At 66.1% G+C, this 16,552-nt stretch carries 13 protein-coding genes and 1 tRNA gene; all 14 read left to right on the top strand.

The features are described from left to right. The coding region (locus ABD970_RS12420; protein ID WP_486346772.1) for an EF-Tu C-terminal domain-related protein at positions 1 to 125 on the top strand (125 nt) is incomplete at its 5' end. Between the two features lie 147 nt (positions 126 to 272). Then, positions 273 to 348: transfer RNA gene (locus tag ABD970_RS12415), tRNA-Trp, on the top strand. Between the two features lie 63 nt (positions 349 to 411). Continuing rightward, positions 412 to 795, top strand: coding sequence for a preprotein translocase subunit SecE (secE, locus tag ABD970_RS12410; RefSeq protein WP_345295844.1), 384 nt, complete (start codon positions 412 to 414; stop codon positions 793 to 795). A 16-nt stretch (positions 796 to 811) separates the two neighbouring features. Further along, on the top strand, positions 812 to 1,384 hold the full coding sequence (gene nusG / locus ABD970_RS12405; RefSeq protein ID WP_345295843.1) for a transcription termination/antitermination protein NusG: 573 nt from the start codon (positions 812 to 814) through the stop codon (positions 1,382 to 1,384). A 95-nt stretch (positions 1,385 to 1,479) separates the two neighbouring features. Continuing rightward, entirely contained in the window at positions 1,480 to 1,908 is a 429-nt protein-coding gene (gene rplK / locus ABD970_RS12400) for a 50S ribosomal protein L11 (protein WP_345295842.1), read from the top strand. A 4-nt stretch (positions 1,909 to 1,912) separates the two neighbouring features. After that, on the top strand, positions 1,913 to 2,611 hold the full coding sequence (gene rplA, locus ABD970_RS12395) for a 50S ribosomal protein L1 (RefSeq protein ID WP_345295841.1): 699 nt from the start codon (positions 1,913 to 1,915) through the stop codon (positions 2,609 to 2,611). Between the two features lie 466 nt (positions 2,612 to 3,077). Then, the gene (gene rplJ / locus ABD970_RS12390) at positions 3,078 to 3,602 is read left to right on the top strand and encodes a 50S ribosomal protein L10 (protein WP_345295840.1); all 525 of its coding nucleotides are present in this window, start codon (positions 3,078 to 3,080) and stop codon (positions 3,600 to 3,602) included. Between the two features lie 71 nt (positions 3,603 to 3,673). After that, the gene (gene rplL / locus ABD970_RS12385; protein ID WP_345295839.1) at positions 3,674 to 4,048 is read left to right on the top strand and encodes a 50S ribosomal protein L7/L12; all 375 of its coding nucleotides are present in this window, start codon (positions 3,674 to 3,676) and stop codon (positions 4,046 to 4,048) included. A 254-nt stretch (positions 4,049 to 4,302) separates the two neighbouring features. After that, positions 4,303 to 8,475, top strand: a complete 4,173-nt coding sequence (rpoB, locus tag ABD970_RS12380) for a DNA-directed RNA polymerase subunit beta (RefSeq protein WP_345295838.1) — start codon at positions 4,303 to 4,305, stop codon at positions 8,473 to 8,475. 63 nt (positions 8,476 to 8,538) lie between these two features. Then, positions 8,539 to 12,783: a DNA-directed RNA polymerase subunit beta' gene (rpoC, locus tag ABD970_RS12375; protein ID WP_345295837.1), complete on the top strand. Its 4,245-nt coding sequence runs from the start codon at positions 8,539 to 8,541 to the stop codon at positions 12,781 to 12,783. 298 nt (positions 12,784 to 13,081) lie between these two features. Next, positions 13,082 to 13,456 (top strand): 30S ribosomal protein S12, encoded by a 375-nt coding sequence (gene rpsL / locus ABD970_RS12370; protein ID WP_345295836.1) that lies wholly within the window; start codon positions 13,082 to 13,084, stop codon positions 13,454 to 13,456. Between the two features lie 85 nt (positions 13,457 to 13,541). Beyond that, positions 13,542 to 14,009, top strand: a complete 468-nt coding sequence (gene rpsG / locus ABD970_RS12365) for a 30S ribosomal protein S7 (protein ID WP_345295835.1) — start codon at positions 13,542 to 13,544, stop codon at positions 14,007 to 14,009. 231 nt (positions 14,010 to 14,240) lie between these two features. After that, positions 14,241 to 16,331, top strand: coding sequence for an elongation factor G (gene fusA / locus ABD970_RS12360; RefSeq protein WP_345295834.1), 2,091 nt, complete (start codon positions 14,241 to 14,243; stop codon positions 16,329 to 16,331). Between the two features lie 95 nt (positions 16,332 to 16,426). Next, the coding region (locus tag ABD970_RS12355; RefSeq protein WP_345295823.1) for a GTP-binding protein at positions 16,427 to 16,552 on the top strand (126 nt) is incomplete at its 3' end.

The following is a 16,552-nucleotide window of genomic DNA, read 5'->3' as shown; positions in this document are numbered from 1 at the left end:
GCGACAACGTGAAGATGAAGGTGAGCCTGATCAACCCGGTGGCGATGGACGAGGGCCTGCGCTTCGCGATCCGCGAGGGCGGCCGCACGGTCGGCGCCGGCGTGGTGTCCAAGATCACCAAGTAAGGCGCCGGTGCGCGTGCGCCCTGCGCACGCGCACTACCCGGCGAATCGTCCCCTGCGCACGCGGGGTCCGGCTCCAGATGGCAGGGCGGCGAGAGCCGCCGTTGCCGTTTCAGAAACAGGCAAGTCAGGAAGCAACGAACAACCAATACGCCAGTAGCTCAATTGGCAGAGCAGCGGTCTCCAAAACCGCAGGTTGGGGGTTCGAGTCCCTCCTGGCGTGCCACTCGCGGCGCGAAGCAACAAGCGCTAGATGCGCATGCCCCCTGGCATGCCTGAAAAGAGATCGATGAACAGCAGAGTCGAACAATCCAAGGACAGCGTCGCCGCCGGCGACATGGTCAAGTACGCCATCGCGGTGCTGCTGGTCGTGGGCGGCGTGGCGTCGTTCTACTGGTTCGATGGCCAGTGGCCGGTGATCGCACGCGTGCTCGCCGTCGTGGTGGGGCTGGCCGCGGGCACCGTGGTGTTCCTGACCAGCGGCAAGGGGTTGCAGACCCGCGAGTTCCTCGCCGAGTCGCGCTTCGAGCTGCGCAAGGTCGTCTGGCCGACGCGCCAGGAAGCGATGCGCACCACCTGGGTGGTGATGATCGTCGTGGTCATCATCGCGCTGATCCTGGCCGGTTTCGACGTGGTCATCCAGTGGGCGATCCGCCTGCTGCTCGGACGTTGAGGGAGTTGAATTCTTGATGGAAGCACAAGGCGCCAAGCGGTGGTACGTGGTGCACGCCTATTCCGGCTTCGAGAAGACGGTGGCGCAGGCGCTGCGCGATCGCATCGCGCGCAACGAGATGCAGGAGCGCTTCGGCGACGTCCTGGTGCCGACCGAGGAAGTGGTGGAGATGCGCTCCGGCCAGAAGCGCCGTTCCGAGCGCAAGTTCTTCCCCGGGTACGTGCTGGTGCAGATCGCCACGCAGGACGAGGGCGGCGTGCCGCGCATCGACAGCGAGAGCTGGCACCTGGTGAAGGAGACGCCGAAGGTGATGGGCTTCATCGGCGGGACCGCCGCGAGCCCGTTGCCGATCAGCGACGCCGAAGCCGCCGCGATCCTCGATCGCGTGCAGGAGGGCGTGGAGAAGCCGAAGCCCAAGGTGCTGTTCGAGCCGGGGCAGATGGTCCGCGTCAACGACGGCCCGTTCAACGACTTCAACGGCGTGGTCGAGGAAGTCAATTACGAAAAGAGCCGCGTCCGCGTGGCGGTGTTGATCTTCGGGCGCTCCACGCCCGTGGAGCTCGAATTCGGCCAGGTCGAGAAGGCCTGACCCAACCGGGGCGGCGAGTGGTTCGCCGCCCGACAACGCGAGGAGCCCCGCAGCCGATGGCGTGCAGGCGTTCGCACTCGCAGGAGTACTGAGCAATGGCAAAGAAAGTCATCGGTTACATCAAGCTGCAGGTCAAGGCGGGCCAGGCGAACCCTGCGCCGCCGGTCGGCCCTGCACTGGGCCAGCGCGGCCTGAACATCATGGAATTCTGCAAGGCCTTCAACGCGGCCACGCAGAAGCTGGAGCCGGGCCTGCCGATCCCGACCGTGATCACGGCGTACTCGGACCGCACCTTCACCTTCATCACCAAGACGCCGCCTGCGTCGATCCTGCTGAAGAAGGCGGTCGGCATCCAGTCCGGTTCGGCGCGTCCCAACACCGAGAAGGTGGGCAAGGTCACGCGCCAGCAGCTGGAGGAGATCGCGAAGGCGAAGGAACCCGACCTGACCGCGGCCGACCTGGACGCGGCGGTACGCACCATCGCGGGCTCCGCCCGGTCGATGGGCCTGACGGTGGAGGGCTGAGGCCATGGGCATGACCAAGCGACAGAAGAACATCCAGGCAGCGGTCGTCCCGGGCAAGACCTACCCGATCGACGAAGCGCTGAAGATCATCAAGGACAACAGCAAGGCCAAGTTCGTCGAAGCCGTCGACGTGGCCGTGCGCCTCGGCGTCGATGCCAAGAAGTCCGACCAGCAGGTGCGCGGTTCGACCGTGCTGCCCGGTGGCACTGGCAAGAGCGTGCGCGTGGCGGTGTTCGCGCCCGCCGGGGCCAAGGCCGACGAGGCCCTGGCCGCCGGTGCCGATGCCGTGGGCATGGACGACCTGGCCGAGAAGATGCAGGGCGGCGACCTCAACTACGACGTGGTGATCGCCACGCCGGACGCGATGCGCGTGGTCGGCAAGCTCGGCACCCTGCTCGGGCCGCGTGGCCTGATGCCCAACCCCAAGGTCGGCACCGTGTCGCCCAACCCGGGCGAAGCGGTGAAGAACGCCAAGGGCGGCCAGGTGCGTTACCGCACCGACAAGGCCGGCATCATCCACTGCACCATCGGCAAGGCCGACTTCGACGACGCCAAGCTCAAGGACAACCTGCAGGCGCTGCTCGCCGACCTGGTCAAGGCCAAGCCGGCGACCGCCAAGGGAACCTACCTGCAGAAAGTGTCGCTCAGCTCGACCATGGGCCCCGGCGTCGCCGTGGACCAGTCTTCGCTGTCGCTCAAGTGACGTGACCGACCCGCCTCCCGCTTGCGGGGGCCGGGCAGGGTGAGGGGCACCGGCGCAGCGAACAGGCTGGCCGCCACGCCCCGCATCCCGACCCTTTCCCGCGAGCGGGAGGGGGAGCAAGAGTTTTGAGGGCATCGCAACGGGCTTCCGGCCCCGCGCGAACGCCGTCAAAGACCGCAGGCGCGGGAAATCGAAGGTTCGGCGACGGGCAGGGACGCTCGCTTGGCAATGGAGTCGCCGCCGGATCCGAGGCAACCGCTTAAGCCGCAAGGGCCTGCGTAGATGGTCGCCGCCCCTCCACAGCATTCGTCTGGATGTGATTGGAAACGGCCACCGCAACGGGCATCGCGAGATGCCCCGGCATCGAAGGATCGATGTCGCCGAGTTCCATCCTGGTTCGGAACCGGGATGGCGTTGAAGAAGTTTCCAGGCAGACCATCGCCTGAAAACGAATCGAGGTAATGCAATGGCTCTGAATTTGACCCAAAAGAAGGAAGTCGTTGCCGAACTGGCCGAGGTCGCCGCCAAGGCGCACTCGCTGGTCGCCGCGGAGTACGCGGGCCTGACGGTCGCCCAGTTGACCGACCTGCGCAAGAAGGCGCGCACGGACAACGTGTTCTTGAAGGTAGCCAAGAACTCGCTGGTCTCGCGCGCAGTGGAGGACACCGATTACGCCGTCATCAAGGACGAGCTGACCGGACCCCTGCTGTACGCCTTCTCGCAGGAAGACCCGGGTGCCGCCGGACGCCTGATCAAGGACTTCGCGAAAGCGAACGACAAGCTGAAGCCGCGACTGGTGTCGTTGGGCGGACAGATGTACCCGGGCTCCCACGTGGATGTCCTGGCGTCGCTGCCGACCCGCGACCAGGCGTTGTCGATGCTGCTCAGCGTCATGGTCCAGCCCGCCACCATGCTGGTGCGCTTGCTGGCCGAGCCGGCCTCGCAGGTCGCCCGCGTCACCAACGCGGTCGGACAGCAGAAGGCCGCCTGAGGCGATCGGTTCGGTACACGAGATCCCAATCCACAAGTCGTTTCCAATCTTAGATAACAGAGGTAATCACAATGTCCCTTTCCAATGAAGAAATCATCGAAGCGATCAGCAGCAAGACCCTCGTCGAGGTGATGGAGCTGGTCAAGGCGATGGAAGAGAAGTTCGGCGTTTCCGCCGCCGCCCCGGTCGCAGCTGCCGCCGGTCCGGCCGCCGCAGCGGCCCCTGCCGAAGAGCAGACCGAGTTCACCGTCATCCTCAAGTCCGCGGGCGAGAAGAAGGTCGAGGCGATCAAGGTTGTCCGCGCCATCACCGGCCTGGGCCTGAAGGAAGCCAAGGACCTGGTCGAAGGCGCGCCGCAGACCATCAAGGAAGGCGTGTCCAAGGAAGAAGCCGAGAAGCTCAAGAAGGACATCGAGGCCGCAGGCGCGACCGCGGAACTCAAGTAATCGCCATTCGTCGCCGGATTGCATAGGCGGCACACCGAGGCCGGGGGCGAAAGCCCCTGGCCTTCGGTCGTTGCAGAGAAAGGCGCGGACCACGCGCAGACATCGAGAGTCGGTAGTTGGAAGTAGCGGGAGAGGGCGTGCTGGTGCCGGCAATACCAGCGACTTCCCACTGACGATTCTTCATTCGTTCTGAAAAGAATGTTCCCCCGGGCCGCGGACGCGCGACCCACAGATGCCAGAGGCGGTCACACCCCATGACGACATCCCCGCAGCAGTCAGACTACTCGTTCACCGAGAAGAAGCGCATCCGCAAGGACTTCGGCAAGCGCCGTTCCATCCTCGAGGTGCCGTTCCTGCTCGCCATCCAGGTCGATTCCTACCGCGAGTTCCTGCAGGCGGACGTTGATCCGGCCAAGCGCGAGGAGCGCGGCCTGCACGCCGCGCTGAAGTCGGTGTTCCCGATCGTGAGCTACAACGGCTACGCGGCACTGGAGTACGTCGGCTACAAGCTGGGCGATCCCGTGTTCGACGAGCGCGAGTGCCGCAACCGCGGCCTCAGCTACGGCGCCCCCCTGCGCGTGACCGTGCGCCTGGTGATCTACGACCGCGAGTCGTCCAGCAAGGCGATCAAGTACGTGAAGGAGCAGGAGGTCTACATGGGCGAGATCCCGCTCATGACCGAGAACGGCACCTTCATCGTCAATGGCACCGAGCGGGTCATCGTCTCCCAGCTGCATCGCTCGCCGGGCGTGTTCTTCGACCACGACCGCGGCAAGACGCACAGCTCGGGCAAGCTGCTGTACTCGGCGCGGGTCATTCCCTACCGCGGCTCCTGGCTGGACTTCGAGTTCGACCCCAAGGACGCGCTGTTCACGCGAATCGACCGCCGCCGCAAGTTGCCGGTGTCGATCCTGCTGCGCGCGCTGGGCTACAACAACGAGGAGATGTTGAACGAGTTCTTCGAGATCAACACCTTCCACATCGATCCCAAGGAAGGCGTGCAGCTGGTGCTCGTCCCCGAGCGCCTGCGCGGCGAAACGCTCGACTTCGACCTCGCCGACGGCGACGAGGTCATCGTCGAGGCGGGCAAGCGCATCACCGCGCGCCACGTCCGGCAGCTCGAGGAGTCCGGCATCGCCGCGCTCGCCGTGCCCGACACCTACCTGGTGGGGCGGATCCTGTCCCATGACGTCGTCGACGCGACGACCGGCGAGCTCATCGCCTCCGCCAACGACGAGATCACCGAGGAGATGCTCGAGGCCCTGCGCAAGGCGGGCATCGAGGCGGTGGGCACCATCTGGGTCAACGACCTGGATCGCGGTGCCTACCTGTCCAACACCCTGCGCATCGACAGCACCACGACCCAGCTCGAGGCGCTCGTCGAGATCTACCGCATGATGCGTCCGGGCGAGCCGCCCACCAAGGACGCCGCGCAGAACCTGTTCCACAACCTGTTCTTCACCTTCGAGCGCTACGACCTGTCGGGCGTCGGCCGGATGAAGTTCAACCGCCGCCTGGGCCGCAAGGAAACCGAGGGCGCGTCGGTGCTTTACGACCACCGCTACTTCAGCGAGCGCAAGGACGAGGAAGCGCAGAGGCTGGTCGCCGAGAATGGCGAGACCTCCGACATCCTCGAGGTGATCAAGGTCCTCACCGAGATCCGCAACGGCCGCGGCACCGTCGACGACATCGACCACCTCGGCAACCGTCGCGTGCGCTCGGTCGGCGAAATGGCCGAGAACGTGTTCCGCGTCGGCCTGGTCCGCGTGGAGCGCGCCGTGCGCGAGCGCCTGACCATGGCCGAGGCCGATGGCCTGACCCCGCAGGAGCTGATCAACGCCAAGCCGGTGGCGGCCGCGGTCAAGGAGTTCTTCGGCTCCTCGCAGCTGTCGCAGTTCATGGACCAGAACAACCCGCTGTCCGAGGTCACCCACAAGCGCCGCGTGTCCGCGCTTGGGCCCGGCGGCCTCACGCGCGAGCGTGCAGGCTTCGAGGTCCGCGACGTGCACCCGACGCATTACGGCCGCGTCTGCACCATCGAGACGCCCGAAGGCCCGAACATCGGCCTGATCAACTCGCTCGCCGTGTTCGCGCGCACCAACCGCTATGGCTTCCTCGAGACGCCCTACCGCAAGGTCGTCGACGGCAAGGTCACCGACGAGATCGAGTTCCTGTCGGCGATCGAGGAGAACGAGTTCGTCATCGCCCAGGCCAACGCCGAGCAGGACGAGAAGGGCCGCCTGACCGCCCAGTTCGTGGCTTGCCGGCATGCCGGCGAGTCGCTGCTCAAGCCGCCCGCCGAGGTGGACTACATGGACGTGTCGCCGATGCAGACCGTGTCGGTCGCGGCGGCGCTGGTCCCGTTCCTGGAGCACGACGACGCCAACCGCGCGCTGATGGGCGCCAACATGCAGCGCCAGGCGGTGCCGACGCTGCGCAGCGAGAAGCCGCTGGTCGGCACGGGCATCGAGCGCGCGGTCGCGCGCGACTCGGGCGTGACCGTGAACGCCCGCCGCGGCGGCGTCATCGAGCAGATCGATGCCGGTCGCATCGTGGTCAAGGTGAACGAGGGCGAGATCGAGGGCGAGGTCGACGCGGGCGTCGACATCTACAACCTGATCAAGTACACGCGCTCCAACCAGAACACCTGCATCAACCAGACGCCACTGGTCAACGTGGGCGACGTGGTCGCGCGCGGTGACGTGCTGGCCGACGGTCCCTCCACCGACATCGGCGAACTGGCCCTGGGCCAGAACATGCTGGTCGCGTTCATGCCGTGGAACGGCTACAACTTCGAGGACTCCATCCTGCTGTCCGAGCGGGTGGTGAAGGAGGATCGCTACACGACGATCCACATCGAGGAGCTGACCGCGGTCGCCCGCGACACAAAGCTCGGCCCGGAAGAAATCTCCGCCGACATCCCGAACGTCTCGGAGCAGGCGCTCAACCGCCTCGATGAGTCCGGCGTGGTCTACATCGGCGCCGAGGTGCGGGCCGGCGACATCCTGGTCGGCAAGGTCACGCCCAAGGGCGAGTCCCAGCTGACCCCGGAGGAGAAGCTGCTGCGGGCGATCTTCGGCGAGAAGGCGTCCGACGTGAAGGACAGCTCGCTGCGCGTTCCGCCCGGAATGGACGGCACGGTCATCGACGTGCAGGTCTTCACCCGCGACGGCATCGAGAAGGACAAGCGCGCCCGGCAGATCGAGGAGAACGAGGTCAAGCGGGTCAAGAAGGACTTCGACGACCAGTTCCGCATCCTCGAGGCGGCGATCTACGATCGCCTGCGCGGGCAGCTGCTGGGCAAGACCGCCAGCGGCGGCCCGGGCGTCAAGAAGGGCGAGACGGTCACCAGCCTGGTGCTCGACGGCCTGAAGAAGTCCGACTGGTTCTCGCTGCGGATGAAGGACGAGGACGCGTCGGAAGCCATCGAGCGCGCGCAGAAGCAGATCGAGGCGCACCAGAAGGAATTCGAGAAGCGCTTCGCCGACAAGCGCGGCAAGATCACCCAGGGCGACGACCTCGCCCCCGGCGTGCTGAAGATGGTCAAGGTGTACCTGGCCGTGAAGCGCCGCATCCAGCCGGGCGACAAGATGGCCGGCCGCCACGGCAACAAGGGCGTCGTCTCGACCATCGTCCCGGTCGAGGACATGCCGCACATGGCCGACGGCGAGACCGTCGACATCGTGCTGAACCCGCTGGGCGTGCCGTCGCGCATGAACATCGGCCAGATCCTCGAGGTCCACCTCGGGTGGGCGGCGAAGGGGCTGGGCCAGAAGATCCAGCGCATGCTCGATGCGCAGGCGAAGATCGCGGACCTGCGCGGCTTCCTCGACGAGATCTACAACCACGACGAGAAGCTGCAGGGCCAGCGCGTCGACCTGAAGCAGTTCTCCGACGCGGAGCTGATGACGCTGGCGCAGAACCTCACCGCCGGCGTGCCGATGGCGACGCCCGTGTTCGACGGTGCGGCCGAGTCCGAGATCAAGAAGATGCTTGAGCTCGCGGACCTGCCGCAAAACGGCCAGACCCAGCTGTACGACGGCCGCACCGGCGAAGCCTTCGAGCGCCCGGTGACGGTGGGCTACATGCACATGCTCAAGCTCAACCACCTGGTCGACGACAAGATGCACGCGCGTTCCACGGGTCCGTACTCGCTGGTCACCCAGCAGCCGCTCGGCGGCAAGGCCCAGTTCGGCGGCCAGCGCTTCGGCGAGATGGAAGTCTGGGCGCTGGAAGCCTACGGCGCGGCCTACACGCTGCAGGAAATGCTGACGGTGAAGTCCGACGACGTGCAGGGCCGAAACCAGATGTACAAGAACATCGTCGACGGAGAGCACGAGATGGTGGCCGGCATGCCGGAGTCCTTCAACGTGCTGGTCAAGGAAATCCGCTCGCTGGCGATCAACATGGAGCTGGAGGAGAACTGAGGAGGGAGTGCGAGAACGCACTGAATCCACCCGAATCAAGCCTCCCCATTCCCGGAGATACACATGAAAGACCTACTGAACCTGTTCAACCAGCAGCGCCCGGCGCTCGACTTCGACGCGATCAAGATCGCGCTAGCCTCGCCCGACATGATCCGTTCGTGGTCGTTCGGCGAGGTCAAGAAGCCCGAGACGATCAACTACCGCACCTTCAAGCCCGAGCGCGATGGCCTGTTCTGCGCCGCGATCTTCGGGCCGGTGAAGGACTACGAGTGCCTGTGCGGCAAGTACAAGCGCATGAAGCACCGTGGCGTGGTGTGCGAGAAGTGCGGCACCGAGGTCACCCTGGCCAAGGTGCGGCGCGAGCGCATGGGCCACATCGACCTGGCCAGCCCGACCGCGCACATCTGGTTCCTCAAGTCGCTGCCCTCGCGCATCGGCCTGATGCTGGACATGACCCTGCGCGACATCGAGCGCATCCTGTACTTCGAGGCCTTCGTGGTCACCGAGCCGGGCCTGACCCCGCTCGAGCGGGGTCAGCTGCTCAACGAAGAGCAGTACATGCAGATGCGCCAGGAGCACGGGGACGACTTCGACGCCGCGATGGGCGCCGAGGCCGTCTACGACCTGCTGCGCACGATCGACCTGCAGGCGCAGCTGGTGCAGCTGAAGGAAGAGATCGCCGCCACGGGTTCGGAGACCAAGCTCAAGCGCTTCACCAAGCGCATCAAGCTGGTCGAGGCCTTCCTGGAGTCCGGCAACCGTCCCGAGTGGATGGTCATGACCGTGCTGCCGGTGCTGCCGCCGGACCTGCGTCCGCTGGTGCCGCTGGACGGTGGCCGCTTCGCGACCTCCGACCTCAACGACCTGTACCGCCGCGTCATCAACCGCAACAACCGCCTGCGCCGCCTGCTGGAACTCAATGCGCCCGAGATCATCGTGCGCAACGAGAAGCGCATGCTGCAGGAGTCCGTCGACGCACTGATGGACAACGGCCGCCGCGGCCGCGCCATCACCGGCACCAACAAGCGCGCGCTCAAGTCGCTGGCCGACATGATCAAGGGCAAGCAGGGCCGGTTCCGCCAGAACCTGCTCGGCAAGCGCGTCGACTACTCCGGCCGTTCGGTCATCGTGGTCGGCCCGACCTTGCGCCTGCACGAGTGCGGCCTGCCGAAGAAGATGGCGCTTGAGCTGTTCAAGCCCTTCATCTTCGCCAAGCTGCAGCGCCGCGGCCTGGCCACCACCATCAAGGCGGCCAAGAAGCTGGTCGAGCGCGAGGAAGCCGAGGTCTGGGACATCCTGGAAGAGGTGATCCGCGAACACCCGGTGATGCTCAACCGCGCCCCGACCCTGCATCGCCTCGGCATCCAGGCGTTCGAGCCGGTGCTGATCGAAGGCAAGGCCATCCAGCTGCATCCGCTGGTCTGCACCGCGTTCAACGCCGACTTCGACGGCGACCAGATGGCCGTGCACGTGCCCCTCTCGCTGGAAGCCCAGCTTGAGGCGCGCGCGCTGATGATGTCGTCCAACAACATCCTGTCGCCGGCCAACGGCGAGCCGATCATCGTGCCGTCGCAGGACGTGGTGCTCGGCCTGTACTACATGACCCGCGCGCTGGAGAACCAGCCGGGCGAGGGCATGGCCTTCGCCAACGTGGCCGAGGTCAAGCGCGCCTACGACCACAAGGTCGTCAGCATCCACGCCAAGGTCAAGGTGCGCATCACCGAGACCGAGGTCGGCGAGGACGGGTCGCGCGAGCAGCGCACGTCGGTGGTCGACACCACCGTCGGCCGCGCGCTGCTGGCCGAGATCCTGCCCGAGGGGCTGCCGTTCGCCCTGGCCAACGTCGAGCTGACCAAGAAGAACATCAGCCGCCTGATCAACTCGTGCTACCGCCTGCTGGGCCTGAAGGACACCGTGGTGTTCGCCGACCAGCTGATGTACACGGGCTTCGCCAACGCCACCCGTGCCGGCGTGTCGATCGGCATCGACGACATGATCATCCCCGGCGAGAAGAAGGGCATCCTCGCCGAGGCCGAGACCGAGGTGCTGGAGATCCAGCAGCAGTACCAGTCGGGCCTGGTCACCGCCGGCGAGCGCTACAACAAGGTCGTCGACATCTGGTCGCGCACCAACGAGCGCGTCGCCAAGGCGATGATGGACGCGATCGGCACCGAGACCGTGACCAACGCCAAGGGCGAGCAGGTCAAGCAGAAGTCGATGAACTCGGTTTACATCATGGCTGATTCCGGCGCGCGTGGTTCACAGGCGCAGATCCGCCAGCTGGCGGGCATGCGCGGCCTGATGGCCAAGCCGGACGGCTCGATCATCGAGACGCCGATCACCGCGAACTTCCGCGAGGGCCTCAACGTCCTGCAGTACTTCATCTCGACCCACGGCGCACGAAAGGGCCTCGCGGATACGGCGCTGAAGACCGCCAACTCGGGTTACCTGACGCGTCGCCTGGTCGACGTGGCCCAGGACGTGGTGATCACCGAGACCGATTGCGGCACCACCCAGAGCCTGGCCATGACCCCGATCGTCGAGGGCGGCGACGTGGTCGAGCCGCTGCGCGACCGCGTGCTCGGCCGGATCGTGGCCGAGGACGTGTTCCTGCCTGGCGACGACGAGGATCCGATCGTCACCCGCAACACCCTGCTCGACGAGGCGTGGGTGTCCAAGCTGGAGGAAGCCGGCGTCCAGGCGATCCAGGTGCGTTCCACCATCACCTGTGAGTCGTCCTTCGGCGTGTGCGCCATGTGCTACGGGCGCGACCTCGGCCGCGGCCACCTCGTGAACCACGGCGAGGCGGTCGGCGTCGTCGCCGCGCAGTCGATCGGCGAGCCCGGCACGCAGCTGACCATGCGTACGTTCCACATCGGTGGCGCGGCATCGCGTGCCGCCGCCATCGACAACGTCACGGTCAAGACCACCGGCTCGGTCAAGTTCAACAACATCAAGTCGGTGCAGCACGCCAACGGCCACCTGGTCGCGGTGTCGCGCTCGGGCGAGCTGTCGGTGCTCGACACCCACGGCCGCGAGCGCGAGCGCTACAAGCTGCCCTATGGCGCCACGATCAACGTCAAGGACGGTGCCGCGGTCAAGTCGGGCGCGACGGTCGCCACCTGGGATCCCCATAACCACCCGATCGTGTCGGAGGTCAAGGGCGTGGTCCGCTTCGTCGATTTCGTCGAGGGCGTCACCGTCATCGAGAAGACCGACGAGCTGACCGGCCTGGCGTCCAGCGAGATCACCGATCCCAAGCGTCGCGGAACCCAGGGCAAGGACATGCGCCCGATCATCCGCATCGTCGATGCCAAGACCGGGAAGGACCTGGACATCCCGGGCACCGACCTGCCGGCGCAGTACCTGCTGCCGCCCAAGTCGATCGTCAACCTGCAGGATGGCGCCCAGGTGGGCGTGGGCGACGTGGTTGCCAAGATCCCGCAGGAAGCGTCCAAGACCCGCGACATCACCGGCGGCCTGCCGCGCGTGGCGGACCTGTTCGAGGCCCGCAAGCCCAAGGATCCGGCGATCCTGGCCGAGCGCTCCGGCGTGGTCAGCTTCGGCAAGGACACCAAGGGCAAGCAGCGCCTGATCATCAAGGGCGCCGACGGCGAGGACCACGAGGAGCTGATCCCCAAGTACCGCCAGATCATCGTGTTCGAGGGCGAGCACGTGGAGAAGGGCGAGACCGTCGTGGACGGCGAGCCCAGCCCGCAGGACATCCTGCGCCTGAAGGGCGTCGAGGAGCTGGCGTCGTACCTCACCAAGGAAATCCAGGACGTCTACCGGCTCCAGGGCGTGAAGATCAACGACAAGCACATCGAGGTGATCATTCGCCAGATGCTGCGCAAGGTCGAGATCACGGAGCAGGGCGACAGCAAGTTCATGCACGGCGAGCAGGCCGAGCGGCAGCGCGTGCTCGAGGACAACGTCGCGCTGGAGGCCAAGGGCGACCTGCCCGCGACCTACGAGCCGGTGCTGCTCGGGATCACCAAGGCCTCCCTGGCGACCGAGTCGTTCATCTCGGCGGCCTCCTTCCAGGAGACCACCCGGGTCCTGACCGAGGCTGCCGTTCGCGGCACCCGTGACGGCCTGCGCGGGCTCAAGGAAAACGTCATCGTCGGGCGGCTGATCCCGGCCGGCACGGGCCTGGCGTACCACAACGAGCGGCGCAAGAACGCCTCCGGCCTGACCGACTCCGAGATGGAAGCCCTTTCGGGCGGCATGACCGAGGAGGTCGAGGCCGCACCGGAGGTGTCCGACATGATCGAGGCGCCGTCGGACGAGGCTTCCAGCGACACCTGATAGAACAGTCAGCGACGGTCCCGCGGGACCGTCCCAGATCACGAAATGAGGCGCCAGGGACGCGCCTCGTGTTCGGCCCAGGATGGGCGGGAGACCCAGTTCCGGGCCCGGGAAGCGCAGGTCGCGCCCCCGGGCCCCGGGGTAGCTTGCGTTGACGCTTGGCGTCCGCGCCAGCTATACTTTTCCGTCTTGGCAGGCCGGGTCACTCCGCCTGCCTTCGTTTTCGCGCACGGGTGCCCCCCTTGCGCCGGAACCGATACGACTTCGCCGCTACGACAAACCAAAGAAACCGACAACGATGGCAACGATCAACCAGCTGGTGCGGAAGCCGCGCAGCCCCGAAACCTACAAGAGCACCTCGCCCGCGCTGGAGAATTGCCCGCAGCGTCGCGGCGTCTGCACCCGCGTGTACACCACCACGCCGAAGAAGCCGAACTCCGCCCTGCGCAAGGTCGCCAAGGTTCGCCTGACCAACGGCTACGAGGTGATCTCCTACATCGGTGGCGAGGGCCATAACCTCCAGGAGCACTCGGTGGTGCTGATCCGCGGCGGCCGCGTCAAGGACCTGCCCGGCGTGCGTTACCACACGGTGCGCGGTTCGCTGGACGCCTCCGGCGTGGCCAAGCGCAAGCAGAGCCGCTCCAAGTACGGCACCAAGCGTCCGAAGTCGTGATCCCGGCGGGCGCCAGCCCGCTGCATCGAACCTATCAATCTGCAACACGGCGGACCCGGGTCCGCCCATGAACCGGTAAACAACAATGTCACGCAAAGGTTCCGCCCCACAGCGCTCCGTCCTGCCCGATCCCAAGCACGGCAGCGAAACCATCGCCCGCTTCATCAACATGGTGATGTACAGCGGCAAGAAGTCGGTCGCCGAGAAGATCGTCTACGGCGCGATGGACGTGATCGGGGAGAAGAACCCGAATCCGCTCGAAGTCGTCGAGAAGGCGCTGGCGAACATCTCCCCCGCCGTCGAGGTCAAGTCGCGCCGCGTCGGTGGCGCCACCTACCAGGTCCCGGTCGAGGTGCGCCAGTCGCGCCGCATGGCGCTGGCAATGCGCTGGTTGATCGACTCGGCGCGCAAGCGCGGGGAGAACTCCATGCCGCGCAAGCTGGCCGCGGAACTGATCGATGCCTCGGAAAGCCGCGGCGGCGCGATCAAGAAGCGCGAGGAAACCCATCGCATGGCGGAAGCCAACAAGGCCTTCGCGCACTACCGCTGGTAAGACCGACAGCCCCGTAGGCGCACATGCGTGCGCCCGGGCGTGCCGGTCCCCTGGCCGCCGGCAAGCGGCGGCAGGCCAGCAACGGCGCAAGACGGCTCCAGGCGCTAGCGCCTGCGGCAACGAAAACCAAGTCGCCGTGGCACGCCGGGAGGCGCGCCCGGCATGCGCGGCACCTGCCGCGGCCCTGCGCACCCATGCGCAAACCGATCAATACAGCATCCGAGGCAAACCGTGGCCCGTACAACACCCATCGACCGCTACCGCAACTTCGGCATCATGGCCCACATCGATGCCGGAAAGACCACCACGTCCGAGCGCATCCTTTTCTACACCGGTGTCAGCCACAAGATCGGCGAGGTGCACGATGGCGCCGCGGTGATGGACTGGATGGAGCAGGAGCAGGAGCGCGGCATCACCATCACGTCCGCCGCCACCACGGCGTTCTGGACCGGGATGGACAAGTCCCTGCCGCAGCACCGCTTCAACATCATCGACACCCCCGGGCACGTCGACTTCACCATCGAGGTCGAGCGCTCCCTGCGCGTGCTTGACGGCGCGGTCTTCGTCCTGTGCGCCGTGGGCGGCGTGCAGCCGCAGTCCGAGACGGTCTGGCGCCAGGCCAACAAGTACTCCGTGCCGCGGCTCGCCTTCGTCAACAAGATGGACCGTACGGGCGCCAACTTCGACAAGGTCGTCGCCCAGCTCAAGTCGCGCCTGGGCGCGTACCCGGTCCCGATGCAGGTGCCGATCGGCGCCGAGGACGGGTTCGAGGGCGTGGTCGACCTGCTCAAGATGAAGGCGATCCATTGGGACGTCGCGTCGCAGGGCACGATCTTCGAATACCGCGACATCCCGGCCGAGCTGCAGGACAAGGCGAACGAGGCCCGCAGCTTCATGATCGAAGCCGCGGCCGAGGCCAACGAAGGGTTGATGGACAAGTACCTCGAGGGCGGCGAGCTCTCCGAGGAAGAGATCATCGGCGGCCTGCGCGAGCGGACCTTGAACGTCGAGATCATCCCCGTGTTCTGCGGCAGCGCGTTCAAGAACAAGGGCGTCCAGGCGATGCTCGACGGCGTGATCCAGTTGCTGCCGTCGCCGGCCGACCGTCCGCCGGTGCAGGGCATCGACGAGAACGAGCAGACCGACACTCGCAAGGCGTCGGACTCCGAGCCGTTCTCGGCGCTTGCGTTCAAGATCATGACCGATCCGTTCGTCGGCTCGCTGACCTTCTTCCGGGTGTATTCGGGCGTGTTGCGTTCCGGCGACCAGGTCTACAACCCGGTCAAGTCGAAGAAGGAGCGCGTCGGCCGCATCCTGCAGATGCACTCCAACAACCGCGACGAGATCAAGGAAGTGCTGGCCGGCGACATCGCCGCCGCGGTCGGCCTGAAGGACGTGACCACGGGCGACACCCTGTGCGCGCAGGACCACGTCATCACCCTGGAGCGCATGGTGTTCCCCGAGCCCGTCATCTCGATGGCGGTCGAGCCCAAGACCAAGTCCGACCAGGAGAAGATGGGCCTGGCGCTCGGCCGGCTGGCGCAGGAGGATCCTTCCTTCCGCGTGCGCACGGACGAGGAATCCGGCCAGACCATCATCGCCGGCATGGGCGAGTTGCACCTGGACATCCTGGTCGATCGCATGAAGCGCGAGTTCAACGTCGAGGCCAACGTCGGCAAGCCGCAGGTGGCCTACCGCGAAACCATCCGCAAGGCCGTGCGCGCCGAGGGCAAGTTCGTGCGCCAGTCCGGCGGCAAGGGCCAGTTCGGCCATGTCTGGCTCGAAATCGAGCCGAACGAGCAGGGCGGCGGCTATGTGTTCGAGAACGCCGTCGTCGGTGGCGTGGTGCCGAAGGAGTACATCCCTGCGGTCGACAAGGGCATCCAGGAGACCGTGGCAAGCGGCCTGCTGGCCGGCTATCCGATCGTCGACGTCAAGGTGCGGCTGGTCGACGGCTCGTACCACGAGGTCGACTCGTCCGAAATGGCGTTCAAGATCGCCGGCTCGATGGGCTTCAAGGAAGGATTCGCCAAGGCCAGCCCGGTGTTGCTCGAACCGATCATGAAGGTCGAGATCATCACCCCGGAGGATTACCTCGGTGACGTGATGGGCGACGTCAGCCGTCGCCGCGGCATCCTGCAGGGCCAGGACGACACGCCGTCGGGCAAGGCGATCAACGCGATGCTGCCGCTGGGCGAGATGTTCGGTTATGCGACCAGCCTGCGTTCGATGTCGCAGGGCCGCGCGACGTTCACCATGGAATTCGACCATTACGCGGAAGCGCCGGCGAACATCGCCGACGAGGTCACCAAGAAGAACTGACCAACGCCCGGTTTCGGCGCAACTGGCGCCGTACCGGTCGCATCGGATCGGGATCCGATCTTCGCAATCCAATTCAACGCAACGGGAATCCAATCATGGCCAAGGGAAAATTCGAGCGCACCAAGCCCCACGTGAACGTGGGAACGATCGGTCACGTGGATCACGGCAAGACGACGCTGACGGCGGCGCTGACGAAGATCGGCGCGGAGAAGTTCGGTGGC

It is taken from the genome of Luteimonas vadosa, from assembly GCF_039543545.1.
GTDB lineage: Bacteria > Pseudomonadota > Gammaproteobacteria > Xanthomonadales > Xanthomonadaceae > Luteimonas > Luteimonas vadosa.
This window is presented reverse-complemented; position numbering and strand designations above follow the sequence as displayed.

Coding starts and splice junctions, on each gene's coding strand:
- secE (WP_345295844.1), top strand. CDS start 412: ATGAACAGCAGAGTCGAACAATCCAAGGACAGCGTCGCCGCCGGCGAC.
- nusG (WP_345295843.1), top strand. CDS start 812: ATGGAAGCACAAGGCGCCAAGCGGTGGTACGTGGTGCACGCCTATTCC.
- rplK (WP_345295842.1), top strand. CDS start 1,480: ATGGCAAAGAAAGTCATCGGTTACATCAAGCTGCAGGTCAAGGCGGGC.
- rplA (WP_345295841.1), top strand. CDS start 1,913: ATGGGCATGACCAAGCGACAGAAGAACATCCAGGCAGCGGTCGTCCCG.
- rplJ (WP_345295840.1), top strand. CDS start 3,078: ATGGCTCTGAATTTGACCCAAAAGAAGGAAGTCGTTGCCGAACTGGCC.
- rplL (WP_345295839.1), top strand. CDS start 3,674: ATGTCCCTTTCCAATGAAGAAATCATCGAAGCGATCAGCAGCAAGACC.
- rpoB (WP_345295838.1), top strand. CDS start 4,303: ATGACGACATCCCCGCAGCAGTCAGACTACTCGTTCACCGAGAAGAAG.
- rpoC (WP_345295837.1), top strand. CDS start 8,539: ATGAAAGACCTACTGAACCTGTTCAACCAGCAGCGCCCGGCGCTCGAC.
- rpsL (WP_345295836.1), top strand. CDS start 13,082: ATGGCAACGATCAACCAGCTGGTGCGGAAGCCGCGCAGCCCCGAAACC.
- rpsG (WP_345295835.1), top strand. CDS start 13,542: ATGTCACGCAAAGGTTCCGCCCCACAGCGCTCCGTCCTGCCCGATCCC.